Source organism: Rhizorhapis sp. SPR117 (genome assembly GCF_021742065.1).
Map to the genome: position 1 here is coordinate 35446 of NZ_JAKKIE010000003.1, position 22013 is coordinate 57458.

General features: G+C 64.5%; 14 protein-coding genes. 11 read left to right on the top strand and 3 right to left on the bottom strand.

The genetic code is table 11. The features are described 5' to 3' along the window. Positions 1 to 291: 291 nt before the first annotated feature. The 3 genes from L3X40_RS01990 to L3X40_RS02000 are packed head-to-tail and all read left to right on the top strand — an operon-like array spanning position 292 to position 2661. The gene (locus L3X40_RS01990; RefSeq protein ID WP_145907234.1) at positions 292 to 537 is read left to right on the top strand and encodes a hypothetical protein; all 246 of its coding nucleotides are present in this window, start codon (positions 292 to 294) and stop codon (positions 535 to 537) included. Positions 538 to 593: 56 nt separating this feature from the next. Then, a complete protein-coding gene (locus tag L3X40_RS01995; RefSeq protein ID WP_066556375.1) occupies positions 594 to 1103 on the top strand; it encodes an Hsp20/alpha crystallin family protein in 510 nt (169 codons plus the stop codon). Positions 1104 to 1107: 4 nt separating this feature from the next. After that, positions 1108 to 2661 (top strand): bifunctional aminoglycoside phosphotransferase/ATP-binding protein, encoded by a 1554-nt coding sequence (locus tag L3X40_RS02000; protein ID WP_066556377.1) that lies wholly within the window; start codon positions 1108 to 1110, stop codon positions 2659 to 2661. 54 nt (positions 2662 to 2715) lie between these two features. Here the strand turns inward: L3X40_RS02000 and L3X40_RS02005 are convergent, their stop codons facing one another. After that, on the bottom strand, positions 2716 to 3675 hold the full coding sequence (locus tag L3X40_RS02005; protein ID WP_237230013.1) for a L,D-transpeptidase: 960 nt from the start codon (positions 3673 to 3675) through the stop codon (positions 2716 to 2718). Between the two features lie 340 nt (positions 3676 to 4015). Between L3X40_RS02005 and L3X40_RS02010 the strand changes: the two genes are divergently transcribed. Next, the gene (locus L3X40_RS02010; RefSeq protein ID WP_066561599.1) at positions 4016 to 4819 is read left to right on the top strand and encodes a universal stress protein; all 804 of its coding nucleotides are present in this window, start codon (positions 4016 to 4018) and stop codon (positions 4817 to 4819) included. A 49-nt stretch (positions 4820 to 4868) separates the two neighbouring features. Then, positions 4869 to 6092, top strand: coding sequence for an SAM-dependent methyltransferase (locus tag L3X40_RS02015; RefSeq protein WP_066556379.1), 1224 nt, complete (start codon positions 4869 to 4871; stop codon positions 6090 to 6092). A 194-nt stretch (positions 6093 to 6286) separates the two neighbouring features. Here L3X40_RS02015 and L3X40_RS22285 read toward each other — a convergent pair whose 3' ends face one another. Then, complete coding sequence (locus L3X40_RS22285) at positions 6287 to 6418, bottom strand: hypothetical protein (protein WP_272907907.1); 132 nt, start codon at positions 6416 to 6418, stop codon at positions 6287 to 6289. On the opposite strand from L3X40_RS22285, the gene L3X40_RS02020 reads away from it, so the two are divergent. From L3X40_RS02020 to L3X40_RS02030, 3 genes are all read left to right on the top strand, one after another. Beyond that, entirely contained in the window at positions 6417 to 7430 is a 1014-nt protein-coding gene (locus L3X40_RS02020) for a universal stress protein (protein WP_066556380.1), read from the top strand. The genes L3X40_RS22285 and L3X40_RS02020 overlap by 2 nt on opposite strands. A 2-nt stretch (positions 7431 to 7432) precedes the next feature. Beyond that, positions 7433 to 15889: a GH36-type glycosyl hydrolase domain-containing protein gene (locus L3X40_RS02025; protein WP_066556382.1), complete on the top strand. Its 8457-nt coding sequence runs from the start codon at positions 7433 to 7435 to the stop codon at positions 15887 to 15889. 409 nt (positions 15890 to 16298) lie between these two features. Continuing rightward, positions 16299 to 18629, top strand: a complete 2331-nt coding sequence (locus L3X40_RS02030; protein ID WP_066556384.1) for a heavy metal translocating P-type ATPase — start codon at positions 16299 to 16301, stop codon at positions 18627 to 18629. A 47-nt stretch (positions 18630 to 18676) separates the two neighbouring features. On the opposite strand, the gene L3X40_RS02035 is transcribed toward L3X40_RS02030, so the two are convergent. After that, a complete protein-coding gene (locus L3X40_RS02035; RefSeq protein ID WP_066556386.1) occupies positions 18677 to 19234 on the bottom strand; it encodes a nitroreductase family protein in 558 nt (185 codons plus the stop codon). Between the two features lie 318 nt (positions 19235 to 19552). Between L3X40_RS02035 and L3X40_RS02040 the strand changes: the two genes are divergently transcribed. The 3 genes from L3X40_RS02040 (at position 19553) to L3X40_RS02050 (ending at position 21855) form a co-directional block, all read left to right on the top strand. After that, positions 19553 to 20410, top strand: coding sequence for an ABC transporter ATP-binding protein (locus L3X40_RS02040; protein ID WP_082748509.1), 858 nt, complete (start codon positions 19553 to 19555; stop codon positions 20408 to 20410). Then, entirely contained in the window at positions 20403 to 21191 is a 789-nt protein-coding gene (locus L3X40_RS02045) for an ABC transporter permease (protein ID WP_066556388.1), read from the top strand. The genes L3X40_RS02040 and L3X40_RS02045 overlap by 8 nt, the downstream gene beginning before the upstream one ends. A gap of 106 nt (positions 21192 to 21297) precedes the next feature. Further along, positions 21298 to 21855, top strand: coding sequence for a flavin reductase family protein (locus L3X40_RS02050; protein ID WP_197672777.1), 558 nt, complete (start codon positions 21298 to 21300; stop codon positions 21853 to 21855). Positions 21856 to 22013: the final 158 nt, after the last annotated feature.

Sequence of the window (22013 nt, forward strand, 5' to 3'; positions counted from 1 at the left end):
ACAGATTAAGGACCATCGGCACATCATCGCAGGTTCGCCGACGGCTTGCTCACGCATCGAGGACTCCTGCAGCATCTCTTGTCTGTCGGGCGGCGCGACGGCAGAATCCGTAATGTCCCGGAGGCGTCGAACATCTGCGATCGTGCGCGGCGCCCTGCGGCGCGCCTCCCTCAGCCAGCCGGCAGACTTCACGGTTTGTGTGGCGGGCACGGCGCCGGCTAGGTAAACTCCCCAATATAGACGCTGATGGGCGACCCCTATTCTCCGACAGACTCGGGCAAGGAGGTCAGCATGAGCTACGAGAAGACCATCGGGGCGGGCCAGCGTCCGGGTGATCCCGACCCAGCCGCAGCGGTGCTTGGTGCCGAGGGTTTCTGGCAGCTGCCCCTGACATTCTATACGAACTGGTGGAACGCGGGTGTCGAGGCCCTTTGGCCGCGTACGCATTCGCACCATCCCGTCCATCGCGACGAGCATGACCAGCTCGTGGTTCCCGAGCCGCTCGAGGCTGACGGCGAACATGTCCTGTTCGCCTGATGACGCGTCCTTCCCGCATCACGGGATCGACCATCTTTAACTTGAGGAGAAGCAAGATGAACGATGTGACCAATGTTCCGGTGACCAAAGCGCGTCCGACATCATCGCTGCGCGATTTCGCAGCCCAGTTCGAGCCGGTCGGCTGGTTGAGGTCGGAAATCGACCGCTTGTTCGACGGTTTCGACAGCCCGGCCCGCGGCCTTTTCAGCTTCGCGCCGCGCGGCCCGTTGGCCATCGTGCCGGCGCTCGAGATGGTCGATGATGAGAAGGCCTATCGTCTCACCGCCGAGCTTCCTGGCCTCGACGAGAAGGATGTTGAGATCAACGTCGCCGATGGCGTGCTCAGCATCTCGGGGGAAAAGAAGGAGACGGAGGAGCGCAAGGAAAAGGGCTTCCTGCTCAGCGAGCGCCGTTATGGTTCGTTTCAACGGCAGATTCCACTTCCCGCCGACGTCGATCCCGAGGGCATCAAGGCGCAGTTCAAGGACGGCGTCCTGTCGGTGACGCTGGCCAAGGACGAAAAGGCTGCGGCGCGCACGCGCAAGATCGCGATCGAAAAGGCCTGAGCCGATGGCGGCGACGTCGCATGGTCCCGGGACGCCGGACGGCCAGGCTGATGTCGTCGCCTTCCTCGAAGAAGGCAATGCCTTCGAAGGAACGCGCCCGGCGCGCATCGATACCCACTGCGCGACGATTTTCCTCGCCGGCGACCAGGCATGGAAGCTCAAACGCGCGGTTGAACTCGGCTATCTTGATTTCTCAACGCCGGACAAGCGCCACGCGGCGCTCGAGGCGGAGCTTCGCCTCAACCGCAGAAGCGCACCCGACCTATATCGTGGCCTTCACGCGGTCACGCGGGAATCCGGCGGGCTCCTGGCGATCGACGGCACCGGTGACGTTGTCGACTGGCTTCTCGAAATGCGACGCTTTCCCGATGATGCGCTGCTTACTCACCAGGCCGACCGAAACCGCCTCGATGAGCGCCTGCTGATCCGGCTAGCGGACCGCATTAGCGCCTTCCACTCCGCGGCGGAGATTGATCGGACTCGTACGGGCGCGGCATCGTTCCGGCGCGTCGTGGAAGGCAATATCACCAGTATGGCTGCCTTTTCCGATATCCTCGACCCGGACAAGGCAAAGCATCTCGGCGACAGCCTGCTCCAGATCACCGATCGCATGGCGCCGCTGCTCGACAGCAGGGCTCGGGAAGGCCGTGTCAGACATGGTCATGGCGACCTCCATCTCGCCAACATCGCGCTCGTCGATGGTGAACCGACCTTGTTCGATTGCCTCGAATTCAGCGTCGAACTGGCCACCATCGACGTGCTTTATGATCTCGCCTTCCTGCTGATGGATCTCTGGCATCGCGATCTCCACACTGAGGCGAACATTGTCTTCAACCGTTATCTCGACCTGTCGCAGGCGGATGAGAGCGGATTGGAACTGCTGCCGCTGTTCCTGTCGGTTCGCGCCGCGATCCGCGCGCATGTGCTCGCGGCCCAGAGCTTTCGTGCCAGCCGGGACATGATGCTTGCGCGAGAAGCGCGATCCTATCTGGATCTTGCGCTTGCCATGCTGGCGCCGGTGCCGGCACGGCTGGTTGCGATCGGCGGGCTTTCGGGGACCGGAAAGTCCAGCCTCGCGCGCCGGCTTGGCGGCGCACTCGGACACGCGCCCGGTGCGAGGATCCTTCGAAACGACGTCTTGCGCAAACGGCTTGCGGGCCTGTCTCCGGAGGCCAGGCTCCCCCGCGAAAGCTATTCACCGCAAGCTGCCAGGCGAGTTTATGAGACCACCGACACGATGGCCGCGTCGGCGCTCGCGGTCGGTCAGTCCGCCGTGGCCGATGCAGTGTTCGCACAGCCGGTCGAGCGCGGGAGGATCGAAGCCGTTGCGCGCCAGCTGGGCGTCGCCTTCGACGGGATATGGCTCGAGGCACCGGTGGCGGCGCGGCTCGGTCGGGTCGAGACGCGCGCCATCGACGCGTCGGATGCCGACGTTGCCGTAGCTCAGGCCCAATCCGAGCTGGACATTGGCGACCTCGGCTCCTGGCACATCGTCCAGGCCGGCGGATCGCCAGACGAGACGGCTGCCAATGCCCGCCTCACGCTGAAACTCGGCTGAGAAAGCGAGTCCTCGACAGGCCGAGGCGCACGTCGCGTCGCGTGCTCGGGCAGCCTATTGACCCTCGCCGGTAATGACCGTGAGCTGCCTTCCGGTTTCACTCCTGGCGAGGCTATCATTCGTGACCAACACGGTTGTCCCCTCGGTCAGAATGGCTGCCACCGAACGCCGGAATTCCTCAGCGACCCGGAATCGATTCCGGCCATCGGAGATGGCGTCTTGCGCGGGAGATGTGTCCGCGAACAAGGGGATTCGCAACCAGTGAAGCCCGGCGCTGTCGACAGCGCGCAGCGTGTAGGCCGTCGTCCGGTCGGTGCCGGCGTCGGCTGCGATGGACGCCGAACCGATTTGGCGACCATTGCGCAATACCACCATCCGCCGATCCGCGGTGCTGATAACGATGGAGACGGGCCCCGAGGGCGACCGCTCGGGATGCCACGTGAACCCGCCGGGGGGTGGAGCATCATCGATATCGGAGGCGACCGGCCGCAAGGGATCGGGCACTGGCGCAAGGCGAGGAACAGACGACTCGTTCGTGATCACGACGGTCAAGCCGAGCCGCGTGATCCCATAGAGCAGTTTGGCGAAGCCCAGGGGCAAGCGGATGCAGCCATGGGACGCGGGGTAGCCGGGAAGGTTGCCGCCGTGCAGCGCCACACCCCCCCATGTCAGGCGTTGCATAAAGGGCATTGGAGCATCGTCGTAGAGGTTGGATTTGTGATCGATATCCTTTTGAAGGATCGTGAAGATCCCCGTCGGCGTCTCATATCCGGCCTTTCCCGTCGAAACCGTCGACACGCCGATCGGGATCCCGTTTCTGTAGGTGACGGCTCGCTGGTTGGTAAGGCTCACGACGATCAGCACAGGACCCGCCGGAGCGATGTCGGGCGCCCAGATATATTCCCCGGGCTTGAGCCGCTCGACCGCTTCAAGGGCCGACCTCGTGTCGGGCGCCGGTTGCAGCGCGAACAACGGCGAAGATGCGCCAAGCAGCAATGTCAGCATGAGGGCCATGCCGGAATGAGGTCTCCAACTATCGGTCATGCGGCGTTCGTCCAACGTCCTTTGCCTGGGTCACTGGGTTGTCCTTTGCCCTCGCGGATGCTTGCACGGAATTACTCCTCGTCGCGCACGATAGGGTCGGGTCCGACGCACCACTCCGATTCAAAGCTCCGAGGTCTCTCATATCGCTCCTGCCAAACAGAATGTCTCGCAATCGCCGAGGGTGATAAATGATGCCCGCCGCACCATTTCGGCATTGGTATTATCCCCTAGTGACCGGCGCTGCCTCCACCCTTAGCGTTTGCTTTCAAAACGGAATCATAGCGAATGCGAGGAGACCCGCGTGAAATCGATGCTCCTTCACGTCCACCACGATAGCGGCCAGGAGGAGCGGCTTGCCGTGGCACTGGATCTTGCGCGCGCACATCAAGCGCACATCACCTGCGTCCAGGTCACCCCGTTCAACAGCTATGTCATCGGGGACCCCTTCGGCGGCCTCTATGCCTCCTCGCAGCTGCTCGAGGCCCTTCAAGCCCACGACGCTGCAGAGCGCGAGCGCATCGAGCATCGCCTCAAGAACGAAGGCGCTTCCTGGGATTGGGCGCACGTCGACGGAAATCCCGCCGATGCACTGGTCAGCTGCGGACGCCTGGCAGACGTGCTCATACTGAGCCGCCAGAACAAGGGACAGGATGACGCCGCGGAGCCTCTTCCGATCGTCGCTGACGTGGCCGTCCATGCGCGCGCGCCGGTGTTGGTGGTGCCCCCCGGCACAACCTGCTTCATTGCCGATAACCCCGTCCTCATCGCCTGGAACGGATCGATCGAAGCCGCGCATAGCCTGCGCCTGACGCTTTCTTTCCTGCGGCTGGCGACGGAGGTCCACATCGTCACCATCGCAAGCAGTGGTAGCGATTTTCCATCGACCGACGCGAGCCGTTACCTCGCCCGGCATGGCATAGCTTCTCAGCTGCACGAATGGCCCGCGGAAGGGCGGACTATCGCCCAGGCGCTTTCGGACGCCGCGCGAGACCTGGGGGCATCTTCTCTCGTCATGGGCGCTTACGGGCACTCGAGGCTGCGCGAGACGGTGCTCGGCGGCGTGACCCGCGAGCTGCTGTCCGATACGTCCGTTCCGTTGCTTCTGGCGCACTGACCCGTCCAACCGCCGATTGTTCTTGCGCTCCTCGATCAGGACCCTGCGAATGTGGCTGTTGGACAAATTGCTTTCTCGCCTCATCAAGTCCGGCGAGCTCATCCTGTTCGAGGCGGATGGCACCCGACATGACTACGGCTCTCCGCAAGAAGGGCGCCAACCGGTGACGGTCCGGTTCACCGATCGTGGCGCGCCGAATGCCGTCGCCAGAAATCCGCGTCTGGGGGCTGCCGAGACCTGGATGGATGGCAGGCTGCTAGTCGATGGCGACGACATTCTCGGTCTCATCGATCTCGTCCAATCCAACGCAGCGTGGGAGGAGGAGGAAGGCGACGCGTTGCGCGGAAATCTCATAACAAGTCTCGCCTCTTCACTGATGTCCCGGCAGGACCGGCTCAACTGGAAGCGCCGCTCGAAACGCAATGTCGCGCATCATTACGATCTCGACCACCGCCTCTATGATGCCTTCCTCGATTCCGACCGTCAGTACAGTTGCGGTTATTTCAGCGACTTGGCCGCCGGCCTTGAGCAGGCGCAGACGGACAAGAAGGCGCACATCGCCGCGAAGCTTCAACTCAAGCCAGGTCAGCACGTACTTGACATCGGATGCGGCTGGGGCGGGATGGCCCTCTATCTGAACCGCGTAGCTGACGTGGATGTGCTGGCCATCACGCTCAGCGAGGAGCAGCTCGAAATAGCGCGACGGCGCGCTCAAGAGGCAGGGGTGGCCGGCCGTGTGAAGTTCGAGCTGATCGACTATAGAGACCTAACCGGCACATTCGACCGTATCGTTTCGGTCGGCATGTTCGAGCATGTCGGACCACCCTATTATCGGCGCTTCTTCCAAAAATGCCGCACGATGCTGGCGGAGGACGGCGTGATGCTTCTGCATACCATAGGGCGGATGGGCAGGCCTGGCAGCACCGATCCCTTCACCAGCAAATATATTTTCCCGGGAGGGTATATTCCCGCTCTGTCGGAGATCATTCGCTCGAGTGAAGTCATGAAGTTGATCGTCGCCGACGTAGAGACATTGCGGCTCCATTACGCTCATACGCTCGAGCATTGGTATCGCCGAACAGTAGCAGGAAAAGATAGGATCGCAGCGTTGTACGATGCGCGTTTCTACCGCATGTGGACGTTCTACCTGGCCGGTGCGCTCGCAGCCTTCCGGCACGGAGAGCTATGCAATTATCAGATACAATATATCCGCCGCCGCGACGCCCTCCCGATTGTCCGTGACTATATGCTGACGCTTCCGGAGCGAAAATGAGGTTCCGGATCGGCGCCAGAGCGAGAGATATTCACAAGCTGCACTGTGGCGACCTTTCCTGATGCGGCGGGAGCGCAATCCGCTTCCGGATCACCGCTACCAGCGCGCGCCGTGCCTCGGTTCCCGTCCGGCAACGGCTTCCACCTAGCGCCCACCTCCGTAAACACCCGTATTTCGAGCCATTCCGGGATGGCTCACCGTGCCCGAAAGCCAAGGCGCGGCGTTGAGGCGAGCGGAGAGTCGCGCTCGAGCTCGGCGCTGTGCGCGATACCGCCCATGCTGGTGGGCCGGAAATAGCCGCGTAAGGCAACAGGAGGCCGGAACATGTCGAGATCAAGCGCACTCTTCCCCGTCGGTGTCGACTCGCAGGCGGGAACCGGCCACGTCGTCGCATGCCTCGATCGGTCCGAACACGCCGCCGGCGTCGTTTCCCATGCCTTCGCGATCGCCCAGGCGCTCGAAGCTCCGATTACCTTGCTGCAGGTGCTCGAAGCACAGCCCGCCAAGGAGATTAGGCCTGATCCGATCGAGTGGGATCTGCGCCGACATGAAGCGAGGCGCACGCTCGGGAAGCTCGCGGCCCCTCCGGTTCCTGCGAAGACGATCGCCGAGGTCCAACTTGCCGAAGGCGCGACCGCCGAGGAGATCTGCAGATTTAGCTGCGGACAGCCTGATTGCCTTCTCGTGCTTGGCACCCGTGGCGAGAATGGCGCAAGGCAAAAGGGCATCGGCGGCACCGCCCACAATGTTCTCGATCGCGCCCCCGGCTCGATTCTGCTCGTGCCGATCGCAGCGTCTCCGGCGCCAGCACCGACGTATCGGCGCATCCTGGTCCCGCTCGACGGATCGAGTTGGGCAGAAAGCGTCCTTCCGCTTGCGGTGCGGCTTGCCAAAGCGGCGCAGGCCGAGCTGGTTCTCGCGCACATCGTGCCGAAGCCGGAACTCACCGAGACGAGGCCGCTCGAGCCGCGCGATCTCGAACTCCAGCGCAATGTGGTCGAACGAAACGAAGAGACGGCGCGCGGCTATCTCGACCGCGTCCGGACCTATGTTGCAGCGATGGGGTTGAGGGTTCGAACGATTTCGGCGCGTGGCGACGATGTTCGCACTTCGCTGGCCGGGCTGATCCGCTCCGAGTCCGCCGACCTTGTCGTGCTGTCGGCGCGCGGGCATGGCGGGCGGCATCATGCGGACGTTCCCTATGGCAGCGTCGCCGCCTATCTCATGGGCCATTCGGCAACACCAATGCTGATCGTCCGGCCGTCCGGCATGCCCCAGGAGCCCGCCCCATTGAAGACGATCCAGGATACGCGCCTCCCGGCCGTGGGGCCGGCTTGAGGATGGCTGACATTGAAGGTGCGGACCCGATAGTCGCCGCAGCGCACGAGCTTGCGCGCCGTCACCGTCTCGCAGGTTTGACCCGCAAACCGTCAGCGCTCGCTGCCTGGTCCGATCTGCCGGAGCTGCGTGGGTGGCTGAACATGGCGCGCGCCGCCGCAGGTGCCGCTGAGCCGCAAAGCAGCTCAGCGGCCGAATGGCTGCTCGACAACGATTATCACGTGCAGCGCGCAATTCTCCAGATCAAGGAGGACATGCCTGCCCGTTTCTATCGACGCCTGCCCGGGCTCGCAGGCGAGGCGGCGAGGGGCCTTCCTCGCATTTATACGCTGGCCCACGGGTTGCTCCACGCTTCCCATCTGCAGGTGTCGCTCAACACCGCCATCCTGTTCATGGCACGCTATCAGGATGACGAACCGTTGAGCATCGCCGAGCTTTGGGCATTTCCGGCGATGCTCCGCCTGGCCTGTCTCGAGATTCTGATCATCGGCTTCGGCCGCATCTTCCCGGATGTGACGCCGCCGTTCGAAGTCGGCCCCGACGCCGCCTTGTCCGCGGCGGCGGACGACACCGAATGCGTCTCGCGCGCGATCGCCAATCTCGCGGTCATCTCGACGATTCAATGGAAGGAGTTTTTCGACAAGACGAGCCGGGTAGAGGCGATCTTGAGGCGCGATCCCGCCAAGGTCTATCCGCACATGGATTTCGACACCCGTGACCGTTACCGCCACGCGATCGAGCAGCTGTCGGATCATGGCGGATTGCCCGAATGGGAAGTTGCCGAGCGGCTGCTCGTGCAATGCCGAGCCGATGACGAGGTGGCGGCCGATCACGTCGGCTACTGGCTGGTCGGCGACGGCCGACCGGCATTCGAGGACGCGATCGACGTCCGGCCGCTGGCGCTGGAGTCGATCGGCCGAAGACTTTTGCGCTATCCAGCCGCGCTATATACGGCAGCGCTGTTCCTGGCCGGCTTCGTCAGCTTTCTCGTTCCCGCTCTCTACCTCGCCTTGGTCGAGGCGACCGCGACCGGCTGGCTTCTGGGCATCGCGCTTACGACGCTCCCGGCTACGATCCTGAGCGTCACCCTCGTCAACTGGATCGCGACATCGCTTGTCTCGCCGCGTGTCCTGCCGAAACTCGACTTCGAGAAGGCGATCGCCGACGATTGCCGTACGGCGGTCGCAATGCCGGTTCTCGTCGGACATGCGGAGGATGTCGCTGCGCTTCTCCAGCGCCTGGAAGGCCATTATCTCGCCAACCCCGACCCAAGGCTGCAATTCGTTCTGCTGAGCGATTTTGCCGATGCGGACGAAGCCAGCGTTCCGGGCGATGCTGATGTCGAGGCGGCGCTGACCAATGGCATCAAGCGCCTCAACGACACCTATGGCAGCGCGGGCAACGGTCCGTTCCACGTGCTGCACAGGCCGCGTCTCTATAATCCTGCCCAGTCGGTCTGGATGGGGTGGGAACGCAAGCGCGGAAAGCTCGAGCAGTTCAACGGCTATGTTCTGCGCGGGGATCTTGCCCCTTTTTCGCTTACCGAAGGCCGTATCGAGGCGCTGCGCGCGGTACGGTTCGTCGTCACCGCCGATGCCGACACCCGCCTGCCGACCGGTGTGGTCAACCGGATGGTGGCGACGCTCGCCCATCCGCTGAACAAGGCGCGTTTCAATCCGCGGACCGGGCGGGTGGCCACCGGCTACACGATCCTCCAGCCCCGCGTCGAGATTGCCCCGGAAACCAGCGGACGGTCGCTGTTCACCCGTTACTTTGGCGGTGATACGGCCATCGACATCTATTCGCGCGCCGTGTCCGACGTCTACCAGGACCTGTTCGGCTCGGGCATCTATGTCGGCAAAGGAGTCTATGAAGTTGCTTCGTTCGAGCGCAGCGTCGAAGGACGAATTCCCGAAAACAACCTGCTCAGCCACGATCTGTTCGAGGGACTCCATGGCCGCGCGGCGCTCGCCAGCGACATCATCGTCTATGAAGGCTTCCCCTCCGGCTATCTCGAGTACCGCAGACGATGGCATCGGTGGGTACGCGGCGATTGGCAGCTGCTGCCCTGGCTTTTTCCCTTTGTCCCCGGCCGCGGCGGAACGCGCCTACACAACCGTCTCACCTGGTTCGACCGGCTCAAGATCTTCGACAATCTGCGCCGCAGTCTCGTTCCGCCCAGCCTCGTCGCTCTCCTGCTGGGCGGATGGTTCGTCCTCGGCGGCAGCCCCTGGATATGGACGCTTCTCGCGATCGTCGCACCGGCGGCCTATCTCTTCACGGATGTCGTCACCGGTCTGGCGCGCGGCCGGCGGCGCGGCGTTCTCCAGGGGGTGCTGCGACGCCTGGGCGACGAACTGGGGCGATGGGCGCTCTCGATTGCCTTCCTGATCAGCGATGCAGCCATCGGACTCAATGCCATCCTGATCACGCTCTGGCGGCTCGGCACCGGGCGCGGGCTGCTGGAGTGGACATCGGCAGCGCACACGACCGCGCATTTTGCCACGCTCGACCCGCGTCGGGCCGCCTGGCGCGAGATGTGGGCGTCACCCGCATTCGCGATCGCGGCCGGCTCGGCATTGGCGCTCCAACATGCGGCGGCGCTTCTGCCCGCCGCGCCGCTCCTGCTGCTGTGGCTGCTCGCGCCTGAAATCGCCTACCGGATCAGCCGTCCGCGGCGCCCATCGGTCGAGACACTCGGCGCCGACGACCGCCTGTTCCTGCGCAGCATCGCGCGGCGCACCTGGCTGTTCTTCGAAACCTTCGTGAGGCCGGAGGACAACTGGCTGCCGCCCGACAATTATCAGGAGCCGCCCGAGGAGGAGATCGCCCACCGTACATCGCCGACCAATGTCGGGATGATGGTGCTGTCGATGTTGACGGCATGGAAGCTGGGGCACATCGGCGCGACCGATCTCGAGACGCGGCTGCGAAATGCGCTGGATGCCCTGGATCGTCTCGAGCGCTACCGGGGGCATATGCTCAACTGGTATGACACACGCTCATTGCAGCCGCTCGAACCGCGCTACGTCTCGACCGTTGACAGCGGCAATCTTGCCGTCAGTCTCGTCGTCGTGAGCGAGGCGTGCGGCGAAGCCGTGCGGGGACCCGTGCTATCAAAGGCGTTGTGGTCCGGCCTGGACGACACGCTTGCTATGCTCGCGGGCGCCCTCGCAGCCGATGGCTTCGATGGCGATCATGCCTGTGGCACGCTTATCGCTGCGATGCGGCACTCAGCCTCCCTAGCGGCTGACGATGGGGCCGGCTGGACCGATCGGCTGGACGCGCTTGTCGATCGCGATTTTCCCGAGCTTCAGGAGCGTATCCGGAAAGGCGTTGCCACTGCGGGGACGCTGCAGACGAAGATCATCCGCGATGTTCAGGTGTGGCTCGAGCGGGTCGAACATCATCTGCACAGCATGCGCCGCGAGGTGGGGATGTACCTCCCCTGGCTGCCGCTGCTGGCGCGCGCGCCGGCCGATTGCGCAGAGATCGCCACCCGGATAGCGACGGCGCTGGCCGGCGAGCGTGCGTCCGCCGAAGTCGAGACCGCATGCGCGCAGGCGCGTGCGCCGCTCGACGAGTTCGCTCGTTCTCTCGACCCTTGCGAGGCGAAGACCTGGGCGGAAGAACTTGACTCGGCTCTCGACCGAGCGGCAGGGGCGCACAGGGCGATCCACGATCGGCTGAACGGCATTGCCCAACGAGCGCGCGATTGGGCGGCTGGCATGAATTTCAGCCTGCTCTTCGATCGCAGCAGCCGGCTGTTTCATATCGGCTACAATGTCACGGCCGACCGGATCGATCCGCACCATTATGACCTGCTCGCGAGCGAGGCGCGGCTGGCGAGCTTCTTTGCCATCGCCAAGGGCGACGTGCCTCCCGAACATTGGTTCTTCCTCGGGCGTCCGATTACCAAGAAGGCCTCCGGGCTGTCGCTGGTCTCGTGGAACGGATCGATGTTCGAATATCTCATGCCGAATCTGTTCCTGCGAAGCGATCCCGAGACGCTTCTGGGCCAAAGCGACCGGACCGCCGTTGACCTTCAGCATTCTTACGGCGCTAGCCACGGCATCCCGTGGGGCATCTCGGAATCCGCCTTCGCCTCGATGGGCCCCGATCGCGTCTATCGCTACCATGCTTTCGGCGTCCCCGGGCTGGGCCTTCGCCGTGGGCTCGCCCGCGACCTGGTGGTGGCCCCTTATGCGACCGTGTTGGCGCTCGCCGCGCGAACGACAATGGCGGTCCGCAATCTTCGCGAGCTGGCCGGGCTAGGCCTGGTCGGGCGATATGGCTTCTATGAAGCCGCCGACTTCACGCCCGAGCGCGTGCCGGAGGGAGAGCGCTTTGCGGTCGTCCGATCCTATATGGCGCACCATCACGGGATGAGCATGGCGGCGCTCGGCAATGCGCTGTGCGGGGACATGTTCGTCCGCTGGTTCCATGGCGATCCCCATATCCGAACGATCGACCTGCTCCTCAACGAGCGCATTCCCTGGGAACTTCCGCCCGAGATTTCGCGGATTGAAATCCGCGAGCCGCAGCCGGTCGCCGAGGGGGCCATCCCCCGCCTGCAGCCGTGGATCCCCGAGTCCATCGGTGGCACGATGCCGCTGCATGCGATCGGCAATGGCCGACTGACCAGCCGCATGGCCGTGAATGGCGGCGGTGGCCTTTCCTGGCAGCGCTATGCGCTCACCCGCCCCGATCGGATGGCTGGCGATGCTGGGCTCTGGATCTATGTGCGCGACAGGGAGAGCGGCGCTCTCTGGTCGGCGACGCCGGAGCCGGTTCGCGCGCCGGCGACCGATGCGCGCATCGTCTTCCAGGCGCACCAGGTGGAATATCATCGCCGCGACCATGACATCGCCCTGAACATGGTCGTCGGCATCCCGCACGGGGATGATCTGGAAGTGCGCCGGATCACGGTCGTCAACGAGAGCGATCGACCGCGAACGCTCGATTTCACGAGCTATGCCGAGGTCATGCTCGCACCCCCGCTCGACGCTGCGCGTCATCCGGTATTCAGTAAGCTCTTCGTTGGCAGCGAACTGCTGCCCGGCACGAACGGGCTGCTGTTCACCCGCCGACCCCGCGATGCGGGCGAGCGGCCGCCCGTGCTGCTTCACAGGGTGATCGCCGACGACAAGGGCTTCAGGCCACGTGGCGTTGAAACCGACCGCGCGGCCTTCTTGAAGCGCCATGGCGATCAGGGGAGCCCAATGGCGATGCAATCCGATGAACTGGGCGGCACCACCGGCTGGACCCTCGATCCGATCCTGGCGATCCGCGCCGAGGTGCAGCTTCCGCCACATGGGCGGCGCGAACTCGCTTTCGTCACGATCGTTGCCGGCTCGCGCGAATCCGCCGTGGAGATCTCGGAACGCTACGCAACCTTGACGGCGCTCGAATGGGCAATGAGCGACGCCGTGGCGGATACGGCGCGTGAGATGCATCAACTCGGCCTGCCGCCCGACCGCGTGCCCGACGCGCAGAAACTGCTGTCCGCTCTGCTCCAGCCCGTTCCGGCGTCTGCCGATAGCCAGGGCGCGCTTGCTGCCGATCATCATGGCCGAGGCGATCTCTGGGCGCTCGGAATATCGGGCGACAATCCCATTCTGCTGGTGCGCGCAGGCGATGGCGAGCGGACCGCATTGCTACGGTTTCTTGCCGCGGCCCAGCAGCTATGGCGGCGGCGTGGAATCGCGATCGATCTCGTGATCATGCATGAGGGAGCGGCGGGCTATCTCGAGCCGGTGCGCGAGCGGCTGATAGAACTGCTCCGGGATACCGGCGTTCAGGAACAACTCGGGCAAAATGGCGGCGTCCACCTGGTCGGGATCGGCCACGCCGACGCCGACCGTGGCCGGTTTCTGGAGCGCGCCGCGCAAATCATACTCGATGAGGCGGCCGGCGCGCTGCACGATCAACTTGCGGGTGCCGATTCTGCCCAGCGCCGCAGCCCGCGGTTCGAGCCGGTCGGCGGGATCGGATCGCGGTCGACGTCATCCATCGCGATTGCCGCACCGGGGGAGCTGACATTCGAGAATGGCCTGGGCGGGTTCACGCCGGAGGGCGATACGTATGTGATCCATCTCGCGCCCGGCGAGGCCACCCCCGCACCTTGGTCCAATGTTCTCGCCAATGACGGCTTTGGCACGATTGTCACCGAAGCCGGCCTCGGGTTCACGTGGGCAATCAACAGCGGCGAGAACCGTCTGACTCCGTGGAGCAATGATCCCCTCAAGGATCCTCAGACCGAAATCCTTTATCTGCGCGACGAGGAGAATGCGCGCCTGTGGACCCCGACGCCGGAGCCTGCCGGAGCCGGGTCCGCCTGCAACATCCGGCATGGGGCCGGGTATACGAGCTGGGAAAGTGCCAGCGAAGGCCTGGATCAGGAGCTTGTCGTCTTCGTTCCGGTCGACGATCCGGTCAAGATCGTTCGGCTGCGGCTTCGCAACCTCCTGCCGCAGGCCCGCCGGATCACGGCCACCTATTATGCCGAATGGCTGCTGGGCGCGGTTCAAGGCGAGCCGGCTCCGCTACGAACCGCGGAATATGATGCCGAGGCCCATGCACTGATAGCGAACAATCACTGGAATGACGAGTTCGGCGACCGGACGGCCTTCCTGACGAGCACTCGTCCTCCACACAGCCTCACGACGTCTCGGCTGGATTTCCTGGGCCACGACGGCAACTCGCGCCGTCCCGAAGCGCTGCTCAACTGGGATCTTGGAGGGTGCCAAAGTTCAACGGGTGCCGACTGTTGCGGTGCCTTTCAAGTTCATCTCGACCTGGCACCGGGAGAAAGCAGCGATGTCGTGTTCATACTGGGCCAAGGAGATCACCAGGCCCATGCAAAAACGCTGGTTCGACGGTGGCAGGATCCGGCCGAGGTCGAGCGCGCCCTCCAGGAATGCCGGGATGATTGGGACAGGCGGCTGGGCGCCGTCACGGTGAAGACGCCGGATCCCGCGTTTGACACACTCGTCAACAGATGGCTCCCTTACCAGACCACCAGCGGGCGTTTACGGGCTCGCGCGGGCTTCTATCAGGCCAGCGGCGCGTTCGGATATCGCGATCAGCTTCAGGACGTGCTCGCCTTGCTTCATGCCGACCCCGACCTGGCACGCCGGCACATTCTTGCAGCCGCAGCACACCAGTTCGAGGAGGGTGACGTCCTCCACTGGTGGCATCCGCCGCTGGACCGGGGTGTCCGGACACATTGTTCGGACGATATGCTGTGGCTGCCTTATGTCACGGCCGCCTATGTGGAAGCCACGGGCGACGCCAGTCTTCTCACTGAAGACGTGCCCTTCCTGCGCGGACCTCCGCTCGCCAGCGATGAGCCTGACCGCTACGCGCGGTTCGACGTCACCGAAGAGCGCAGAACCTTGTTCGAGCATTGCGAGCGTGCGCTTGAATGGGGCCATCGGCTCGGAAGCCACGGACTACCGCTCATCGGGAGCGGCGACTGGAACGACGGCATGAATCGCGTGGGGGATCAGGGCCGCGGTGAGAGCGTCTGGCTGGCATGGTTCCTGATCGCCACGATCGATGGCTTCGTCGGCCTCTGTAGCCGGCTGGAACGCAGCGATCTGGCTGAACGCTGGAAGCCCCGGGCGGCTGCGCTGGCCAAGGCGGCCGAGCAATCCGCCTGGGATGGCGAGTGGTATCTGCGGGCCTTCGACGACGACGGTCGGCCATGGGGCTCGGCTACCGATACCGAGTGCCAGATCGATTCGATCGCTCAATCCTGGGCGGTGCTGTCGGGCGCCGGCAGTCGCGAGCGGATCGCGCGCGCCATGGCCGCAGCCCAGCAGCATCTGGTACGCGACGACGACAGGCTCGTCCGGCTTCTCTCGCCTCCGTTCGATACCACGCCGCGCGATCCCGGCTATATCAAGGCCTATCCGCCCGGCATTCGCGAAAATGGCGGCCAATACACGCATGCGGCCGCCTGGCTCGGCATCGCGCTGGCCCGGCTCGGCGACGGCGAGGGAGCGATGCGGGTCTTCGACCGCATCAACCCGATCAACCAGACCCGGTCGGCCGAAGACGTCGCGCGGTATCGGGTCGAGCCTTATGTGGTTGCCGGCGATGTCGGCGGTACTCCCCCGCATGTCGGCCGTGGGGGCTGGAGCTGGTACACGGGCGCTGCCGGGTGGACATGGCGACTGGCGGTCGAGGAGATATTGGGACTGCGGCTGGCCGAAGGAAGGCTTCATCTTGCGCCTTGCCTGCCAGCGAAATGGCCGTCCTTCGAGGCGACCATCACAAGGGCGGCGGGCAGCCTGCATATCCGTGTCGAGAATCCCGAGGAACTTAGCTCAGGAGAGGCGCGCATCGCCGTCGATGGCGCGGATTGGCCCTCGGAGGGAATTCCCTTTCCGCGGAAGGGCGAAACCCGCGAGGTGCGATGCCGGCTGACGCGCCGTGCCGCCTTGGCGTCCTGAATCTGCGGCTTGTCGACAAACCGATTGCTGGCAAGGCTGATACCAGAAGCATGTGCCCTTATCGCGCGCTTCGTGACCGCTGACGCTTGCGCACCGGTCGTGTGCGATGTTGTCGGTGCGCGCCGCCATGGAGGTGCCTCGGGGGACCAATCGGCCTGTGCTCGCGGGGGCCGGTCGGCGGTCAGCACCCGGAATAGACAAACGTCATCCCAGCCGTGGCTGTCGTCGTTGAGAGCATAGCAGGAAAACCCGTGCTCCGATTGCGGGGCTTTCATAGGTACTGTTACGGAACCCGGTCGGCTTTTCCGGCTGCTATCACCTCAATGCCGGTCACCCTACGGCCGATCTCGGCGCCTCGATCTCGACAGACGTCAAACCCCGATGCGATAGCGTCGCACAGGAGCAATCGATGGAGCATGCGCACGGTCACCATCACCAAGGGGCGTTCGCCGCGGGACAGGCGTTGACCAAGGATCCTGTCTGCGGGATGACCGTCGATGCGCAGAAAACCGCCCATCACGCCAAGCACGCAGGTACCGATTGGCATTTCTGCAGCGCCGGATGCCACGACAAGTTCATCGCCGACCCCGATCATTATCTTGCCGGGCCGCGGGTCGCCCCGTCCGGCACGGATTGGACGTGCCCGATGCATCCGGAGGTTCGGCAGGATCATCCCGGCAGCTGCCCGATCTGCGGGATGGCGCTTGAGCCTGCCATGGTGACGGCGGATACCGGGCCAAGCCCCGAACTTGCCTACATGACGCGGCGCTTCTGGATCGCGCCCGTGCTGACGCTGCCCGTGTTCGTCCTCGAGATGGGCAGCCATGTCTTCCCTGCGCTGCACCATCTGGTCCCGATGCGGATTTCGGCATGGGTCCAGCTCGTGCTGGCGACTCCGGTGGTGTTGTGGGGCGGCTGGCCATTCTTCGAGCGCGGCTGGGCCTCGCTCCGGACACGCCACCTCAACATGTTCACCCTCGTCGCGATGGGAACGGGGATCGCATGGTCCTACAGCATTGTCGCGACGCTGGCACCGTTCGCCTTCCCGCCGGCGTTTCGATCACCGGATGGGACGGTCGCGATCTATTTCGAGGCGGCAGCGGTCATTACCGTGCTGGTGCTGCTGGGGCAGGTGCTCGAATTGCGCGCGCGCGAACGGACGTCGGGGGCGATCAGGGCGCTGCTCGACCTCGCGCCCAAGACCGCGCGACGGGTGACGGCGGGCGGCGAGGACGAAGACGTCGAGCTCGACCGGATCGTGGTCGGCGATCGCCTGCGTGTCCGGCCGGGCGAGAAGGTGCCGGTCGATGCGGTGGTCGAGGAGGGCCGCTCGTCGCTCGACGAGTCGATGGTCACCGGCGAGTCCATGCCGACGACCAAGGCGGTCGGCGACACGGTCATCGGCGGCACGCTCAACCAGACGGGCGGTCTTGTCGTCCGGGCCGACAAGGTCGGCCGCGACACGATGCTCGCGCGGATCGTCCAGATGGTCGCCGCGGCACAGCGCTCGCGCGCGCCGATCCAGCGCATGGCCGACCGGGTCGCCGGCTGGTTCGTGCCGGCGGTGCTGGCGATCGCGGTGCTCGCCTTTGCGGGCTGGGCGATCTGGGGACCGGAGCCACGCTTTGCCTACGGTCTGGTTGCCGCCGTCGCCGTGCTGATCATCGCCTGTCCTTGCGCACTGGGTCTCGCGACACCGATGTCGATCATGGTCGGCATCGGCCGCGGCGCGAGCCTCGGCGTGCTGATCAAGAATGCCGAGGCGCTCGAGCGGATGGAAAAGGTCGATACGCTGGTCGTCGACAAGACCGGAACGCTCACCGAAGGCCGTCCATCGGTGATCCGCATCGTCGCGGCCCCGGGTTTCGATGAAGAGGAAGTGCTGCGGCTGGCGGCCGGGGTGGAGCGCGCGTCCGGGCATCCGCTGGCGCGGGCCATCGTCGAGGCGGCGGGCAGCCGTCGGATCGCCATTCCCGAGGTGAGCGATTTCGACTCGCCCACCGGCAAGGGGGCGCTCGGCACGGTGGAGGGCAGGCGAGTACTGCTTGGCAACGCGGCGTTTCTGACGGAGCAAGGCGTCGATGCCGCGCCCCTGTCCGGGCAGGCCGACACATTGCGGCGCGACGGCGCTACCGCCATCTTCGCGGCGCTCGATGGCCTGGCAGCGGGCGTGCTGGCGATTGCCGACCCGATCAAGACAACGACGCCCGAGGCGCTCGCCGCGTTGCGCGCCGAAGGCATTCGCGTGGTCATGCTGACCGGCGACAACCGGACCACCGCCGAGGCCGTGGCGCGGACGCTCGGGATGGAAGAGGTCGAGGCCGATGTGCTCCCCGAGCGCAAGAGCGCCGTCGTCGACCGGCTGAAGCGCGAGGGCCGCATCGTTGCGATGGCCGGGGATGGCGTCAACGACGCGCCCGCGCTGGCCGCTGCCGAAGTGGGGATCGCGATGGGCTCGGGCACCGATGTCGCGATCGAGAGCGCGGGCATCACTCTGGTCAAGGGCGACCTGATGGGGATCGTTCGCGCGCGCCGGCTCAGCCAGGCGACCATGTCCAATATCCGCCAGAATCTGGTCTTCGCGTTCATCTACAATGCGGCGGGCATACCGCTTGCGGCGGGTCTGCTCTATCCGCTCTTCGGAGTCCTTCTATCGCCGATGTTCGCCGCCGCCGCGATGGCGCTGTCTTCGGTCAGCGTGGTGACCAACGCGCTTCGGCTCAACCGGCAGCGGCTCTGAGCGGCGGCCGGCTGGGATGAACAGGTCGCCGCTCCGAGGCGAAGCGGTCAGCCGATCAAGCGCAGCTGGGGAGGGCGGCGCGGGACGGGTGCGGCGGATGCGGCGGGATGGCCGATAATGATCGGGGCAACCGGAACGAAATTGTCCGGCACGCCCAGTGCACGCTTGCCCTCCGCCGTCTCGAGCCATCGCTGGGCAAAGCCGATCCAGCACGATCCCAGGCCCTGCGCGTGAGCAGCGAGCATCAAATTCTCGGCCGCCAGCGTGGCATTTTCGACAGCCCACGCCCCCATGCGTGCCGAGATGGTGATGAGCACGGGCGCGTGATAGAAGACGTGGAAATCGGGGCTTTCGAGACTCTCGTGGAGATGCTCCGGAAAGGATACGCTCGGCACCGTCGCGGTCATATGCGCCTTTGCCGCCGTGGAAATCCGGTCGAGCAGCTGTGTGTTTTGAATAATGGTAAAGTCCCAGGGCTGTTCGTTGACAGCGCTGGGCGCCTGAATGGCGGCATCGACCAGCCTTTCCAGCACTTCCTTCGGGACAGGAGCCGCTGTGTAGGCACGCGTCGCGCGGCGTCCGTAGATCGCATCGGTCAGATCCATCTCATGCACTCCGCAATAGATTGAGCTCGTATTACGTCCGATTCCACTGGCCTCCCGCGCGGAGCGCGGGGTCCGCGGACTCTCAGTTGGTCCAGATTCGATCGGAAATGCAGTGTCTCCTATCCGTATAAGAACGGAGTGTCCGGCCCGTCGGTGGGAATAAAGTGCCTGCAAAATTCTCTTTTGAGCGGTTCCCAGGATGGACAGGATCGACGTGGTGGCGAGGCCGGGAGCAAGGAGGCCTAAATCGGCCGCCGCGGTCATTCTGGATTGCCTTATGTGGCGCAACCACAGCCAATCGCCGCGCGGGGATATGGCATGACGGAGCCAGCGAGATCGATAGATCACAGTGCGGTGCCTGGAGTCTCCACGGGGGAGGCGGCCCTGGTCATTCAAACTTCGGGACTATCGAAATCGTTCGACCGCCGGATTGTGGTGGACCGTGTCGATCTGAAAATCCGCAGCCGGGAGATTTTCGGGCTGATCGGGCCGAACGGCGCGGGCAAGTCGACATTGATCAAGATGCTCACGACCTTGCTACCGCCATCTGCCGGCAGCGCCCGGGTCGCCGGCTATGATCTGACTCGAGAGCCCAGGGCGGTGCGCAGTCACATCGGATACGTTCCCCAGCTGCTGTCCGCCGATGGCTCCTTGACCGGCTACGAAAATCTTCTTCTCTCCGCGCGCCTGTATCTCATTCCTCGTGTCGAGCGTGCACAGCGGATCAGGGAAGCTCTTGAACGAACAGAGCTGACCGATGCCGCCGATCGACTGGCGCAGCATTACTCTGGCGGCATGCTCCGCCGACTCGAAATCGCCCAGAGCACGATGCATCGGCCCGCGCTGCTCATCATGGACGAACCCACGGTCGGCCTCGATCCGGTGGCCCGCAACACGGTGTGGACCCACGTCCGCGATCTTCGCGACAGCTACGGGACGACAATCCTGCTGACGACGCATGTCATGGAGGAAGCCGATGCGCTGTGCGACCGGGTCGGCATCCTGCACGGCGGGAGGCTCGAGACGGTGGGAACGCCAGCCGAGCTGAAGGCCGAGATCGGCGCGGACGCCACGCTCGACGACGTCTTTGCACGTATCGCAGGAAGCGACGAGCGGACGGGCGGCGACATCCATGACGTCGCCCAGACGCGCCGGAGTGCGGCCGAGCATGGCTGACATCACTCGCATCGGGAACTATGCCACGGAGGTCCATGCGGTGGCGGACGCCGAGGTGCGCAAGCTCCGGCATGACCCGACTGAACTGCTCACCCGCGCCATCCAGCCGGCGATCTGGCTCGTGCTATTCGGCGAGGTGATGGCACAGGTCCGCGGGCTGACGAGCGGCAATGGGCGGTATCTCGATTTCCTTGCTCCGGGCATTCTCGCCCAGAGCGTCCTGTTCGCGGCGATCTTCTATGGCATCGCGGTCATCTGGGAGCGCGACCTCGGCGTCCTTCATCGCTACATGGTCAGTCCGGCGCCCCGCAGCGCCCTTGTCCTCGGGAAGGCGATTTCCTCGGCGGTTCGGGGCCTTTCACAGGCAATCATCGTCTATGTGCTCGCATTGGCGCTGGGCATCGCGATCGATCTCCATGTCCCGCATCTCCTCGGGGTTGCCGCGCTGATCGTCCTGGGCTCGGGTCTGTTCTCGACTTTCTCGCTCATCATTGCCTGTATCGTGCGCACCCGGGAGCGATTCATGGGGATAGGGCAGGTGCTGACCATGCCGATTTTCTTCGCCAGCAATGCCATCTATCCGATCGAGATCATGCCCGGATGGCTCAGGGCGATTTCGCGCGCGAATCCGCTCACCTATGAGGTCGATGCCCTGCGGGCGCTGATGCTGACCGGGGAGGCGAGCAAGTTCGGCGTCGGCATCGATTGCCTCGTGCTCGTTGCGATCTCCAGCCTTCTCGTCGTCATCGCCACGCGTATGTATCCTCGCATGACGACATAGCATGGAGCGCGAGGGCGATGGGAAGTGCTGGTGCCTTTGGCCCGGAGCCCGGCCGAATTGCGACATCGTGGCGCACCCGCGAGACGGCAGCATGAAGGGAACGGCAATGCGTGGACCTGACGACCGCGGTCCGATGCGGCCATTTCCATTGTCCGAGGTCTACCGTCTGCTCGAGCCGGGTCCGGTGGTGCTGCTGACGACGGCGCATCAAGGTCGAAGCAATGTGATGACCATGTCCTGGCATATGATGGTCGAGTTCACACCGCCATTGATCGCCTGTACTGTCAGCGATGCCGACTTCAGTTTCGTCGCCCTGCGCGCGACAAGCGAATGCGTGATCGCGGTCCCGGCAATGGAACTCGCATCCAAGGTTGTGGAGATCGGCAATTGCTCCGGTCGCGATGTCGACAAGTTCGCGGCGACCGGTTTGACGCAACTGCCAGCCGCCGCGGTGACTGCACCATTGGTTGCGGAATGTTTCGCCAATCTCGAATGCCGGGTCGTCGAGACGAGCCTGGTCGGCAAATATAATCTGTTCGTTCTGGAGGTCGTCGCGGCCTGGCATGATCCTGCCCGGGACAATTCGCGGACGATCCATCATCGCGGCCACGGCACGTTCATCGTGGATGGCGAGACGATCCTTCTGCCGTCGAGGATGCCCTGATTTCAAGACGGAGCATGGGCGAGGAGTTTGGGGTCAATACGTATGGCGCATCTTCCGTACGCGCGGGATGCTGACAAGCTGAAAGGACCAAAATGCTTGTACGAAATGAGATACTCTGGCGCATCGCGCGTTCGGAGTGGGTCGGAACACAAAAACGA

Coding starts and splice junctions, on each gene's coding strand:
- L3X40_RS01990 (WP_145907234.1), top strand. CDS start 292: ATGAGCTACGAGAAGACCATCGGGGCGGGCCAGCGTCCGGGTGATCCC.
- L3X40_RS01995 (WP_066556375.1), top strand. CDS start 594: ATGAACGATGTGACCAATGTTCCGGTGACCAAAGCGCGTCCGACATCA.
- L3X40_RS02000 (WP_066556377.1), top strand. CDS start 1,108: ATGGCGGCGACGTCGCATGGTCCCGGGACGCCGGACGGCCAGGCTGAT.
- L3X40_RS02005 (WP_237230013.1), bottom strand. CDS start 3,675: ATGGCCCTCATGCTGACATTGCTGCTTGGCGCATCTTCGCCGTTGTTC.
- L3X40_RS02010 (WP_066561599.1), top strand. CDS start 4,016: ATGCTCCTTCACGTCCACCACGATAGCGGCCAGGAGGAGCGGCTTGCC.
- L3X40_RS02015 (WP_066556379.1), top strand. CDS start 4,869: ATGTGGCTGTTGGACAAATTGCTTTCTCGCCTCATCAAGTCCGGCGAG.
- L3X40_RS02020 (WP_066556380.1), top strand. CDS start 6,417: ATGTCGAGATCAAGCGCACTCTTCCCCGTCGGTGTCGACTCGCAGGCG.
- L3X40_RS22285 (WP_272907907.1), bottom strand. CDS start 6,418: ATGTTCCGGCCTCCTGTTGCCTTACGCGGCTATTTCCGGCCCACCAGC.
- L3X40_RS02025 (WP_066556382.1), top strand. CDS start 7,433: ATGGCTGACATTGAAGGTGCGGACCCGATAGTCGCCGCAGCGCACGAG.
- L3X40_RS02030 (WP_066556384.1), top strand. CDS start 16,299: ATGGAGCATGCGCACGGTCACCATCACCAAGGGGCGTTCGCCGCGGGA.
- L3X40_RS02035 (WP_066556386.1), bottom strand. CDS start 19,234: ATGGATCTGACCGATGCGATCTACGGACGCCGCGCGACGCGTGCCTAC.
- L3X40_RS02040 (WP_082748509.1), top strand. CDS start 19,553: ATGACGGAGCCAGCGAGATCGATAGATCACAGTGCGGTGCCTGGAGTC.
- L3X40_RS02045 (WP_066556388.1), top strand. CDS start 20,403: ATGGCTGACATCACTCGCATCGGGAACTATGCCACGGAGGTCCATGCG.
- L3X40_RS02050 (WP_197672777.1), top strand. CDS start 21,298: ATGCGTGGACCTGACGACCGCGGTCCGATGCGGCCATTTCCATTGTCC.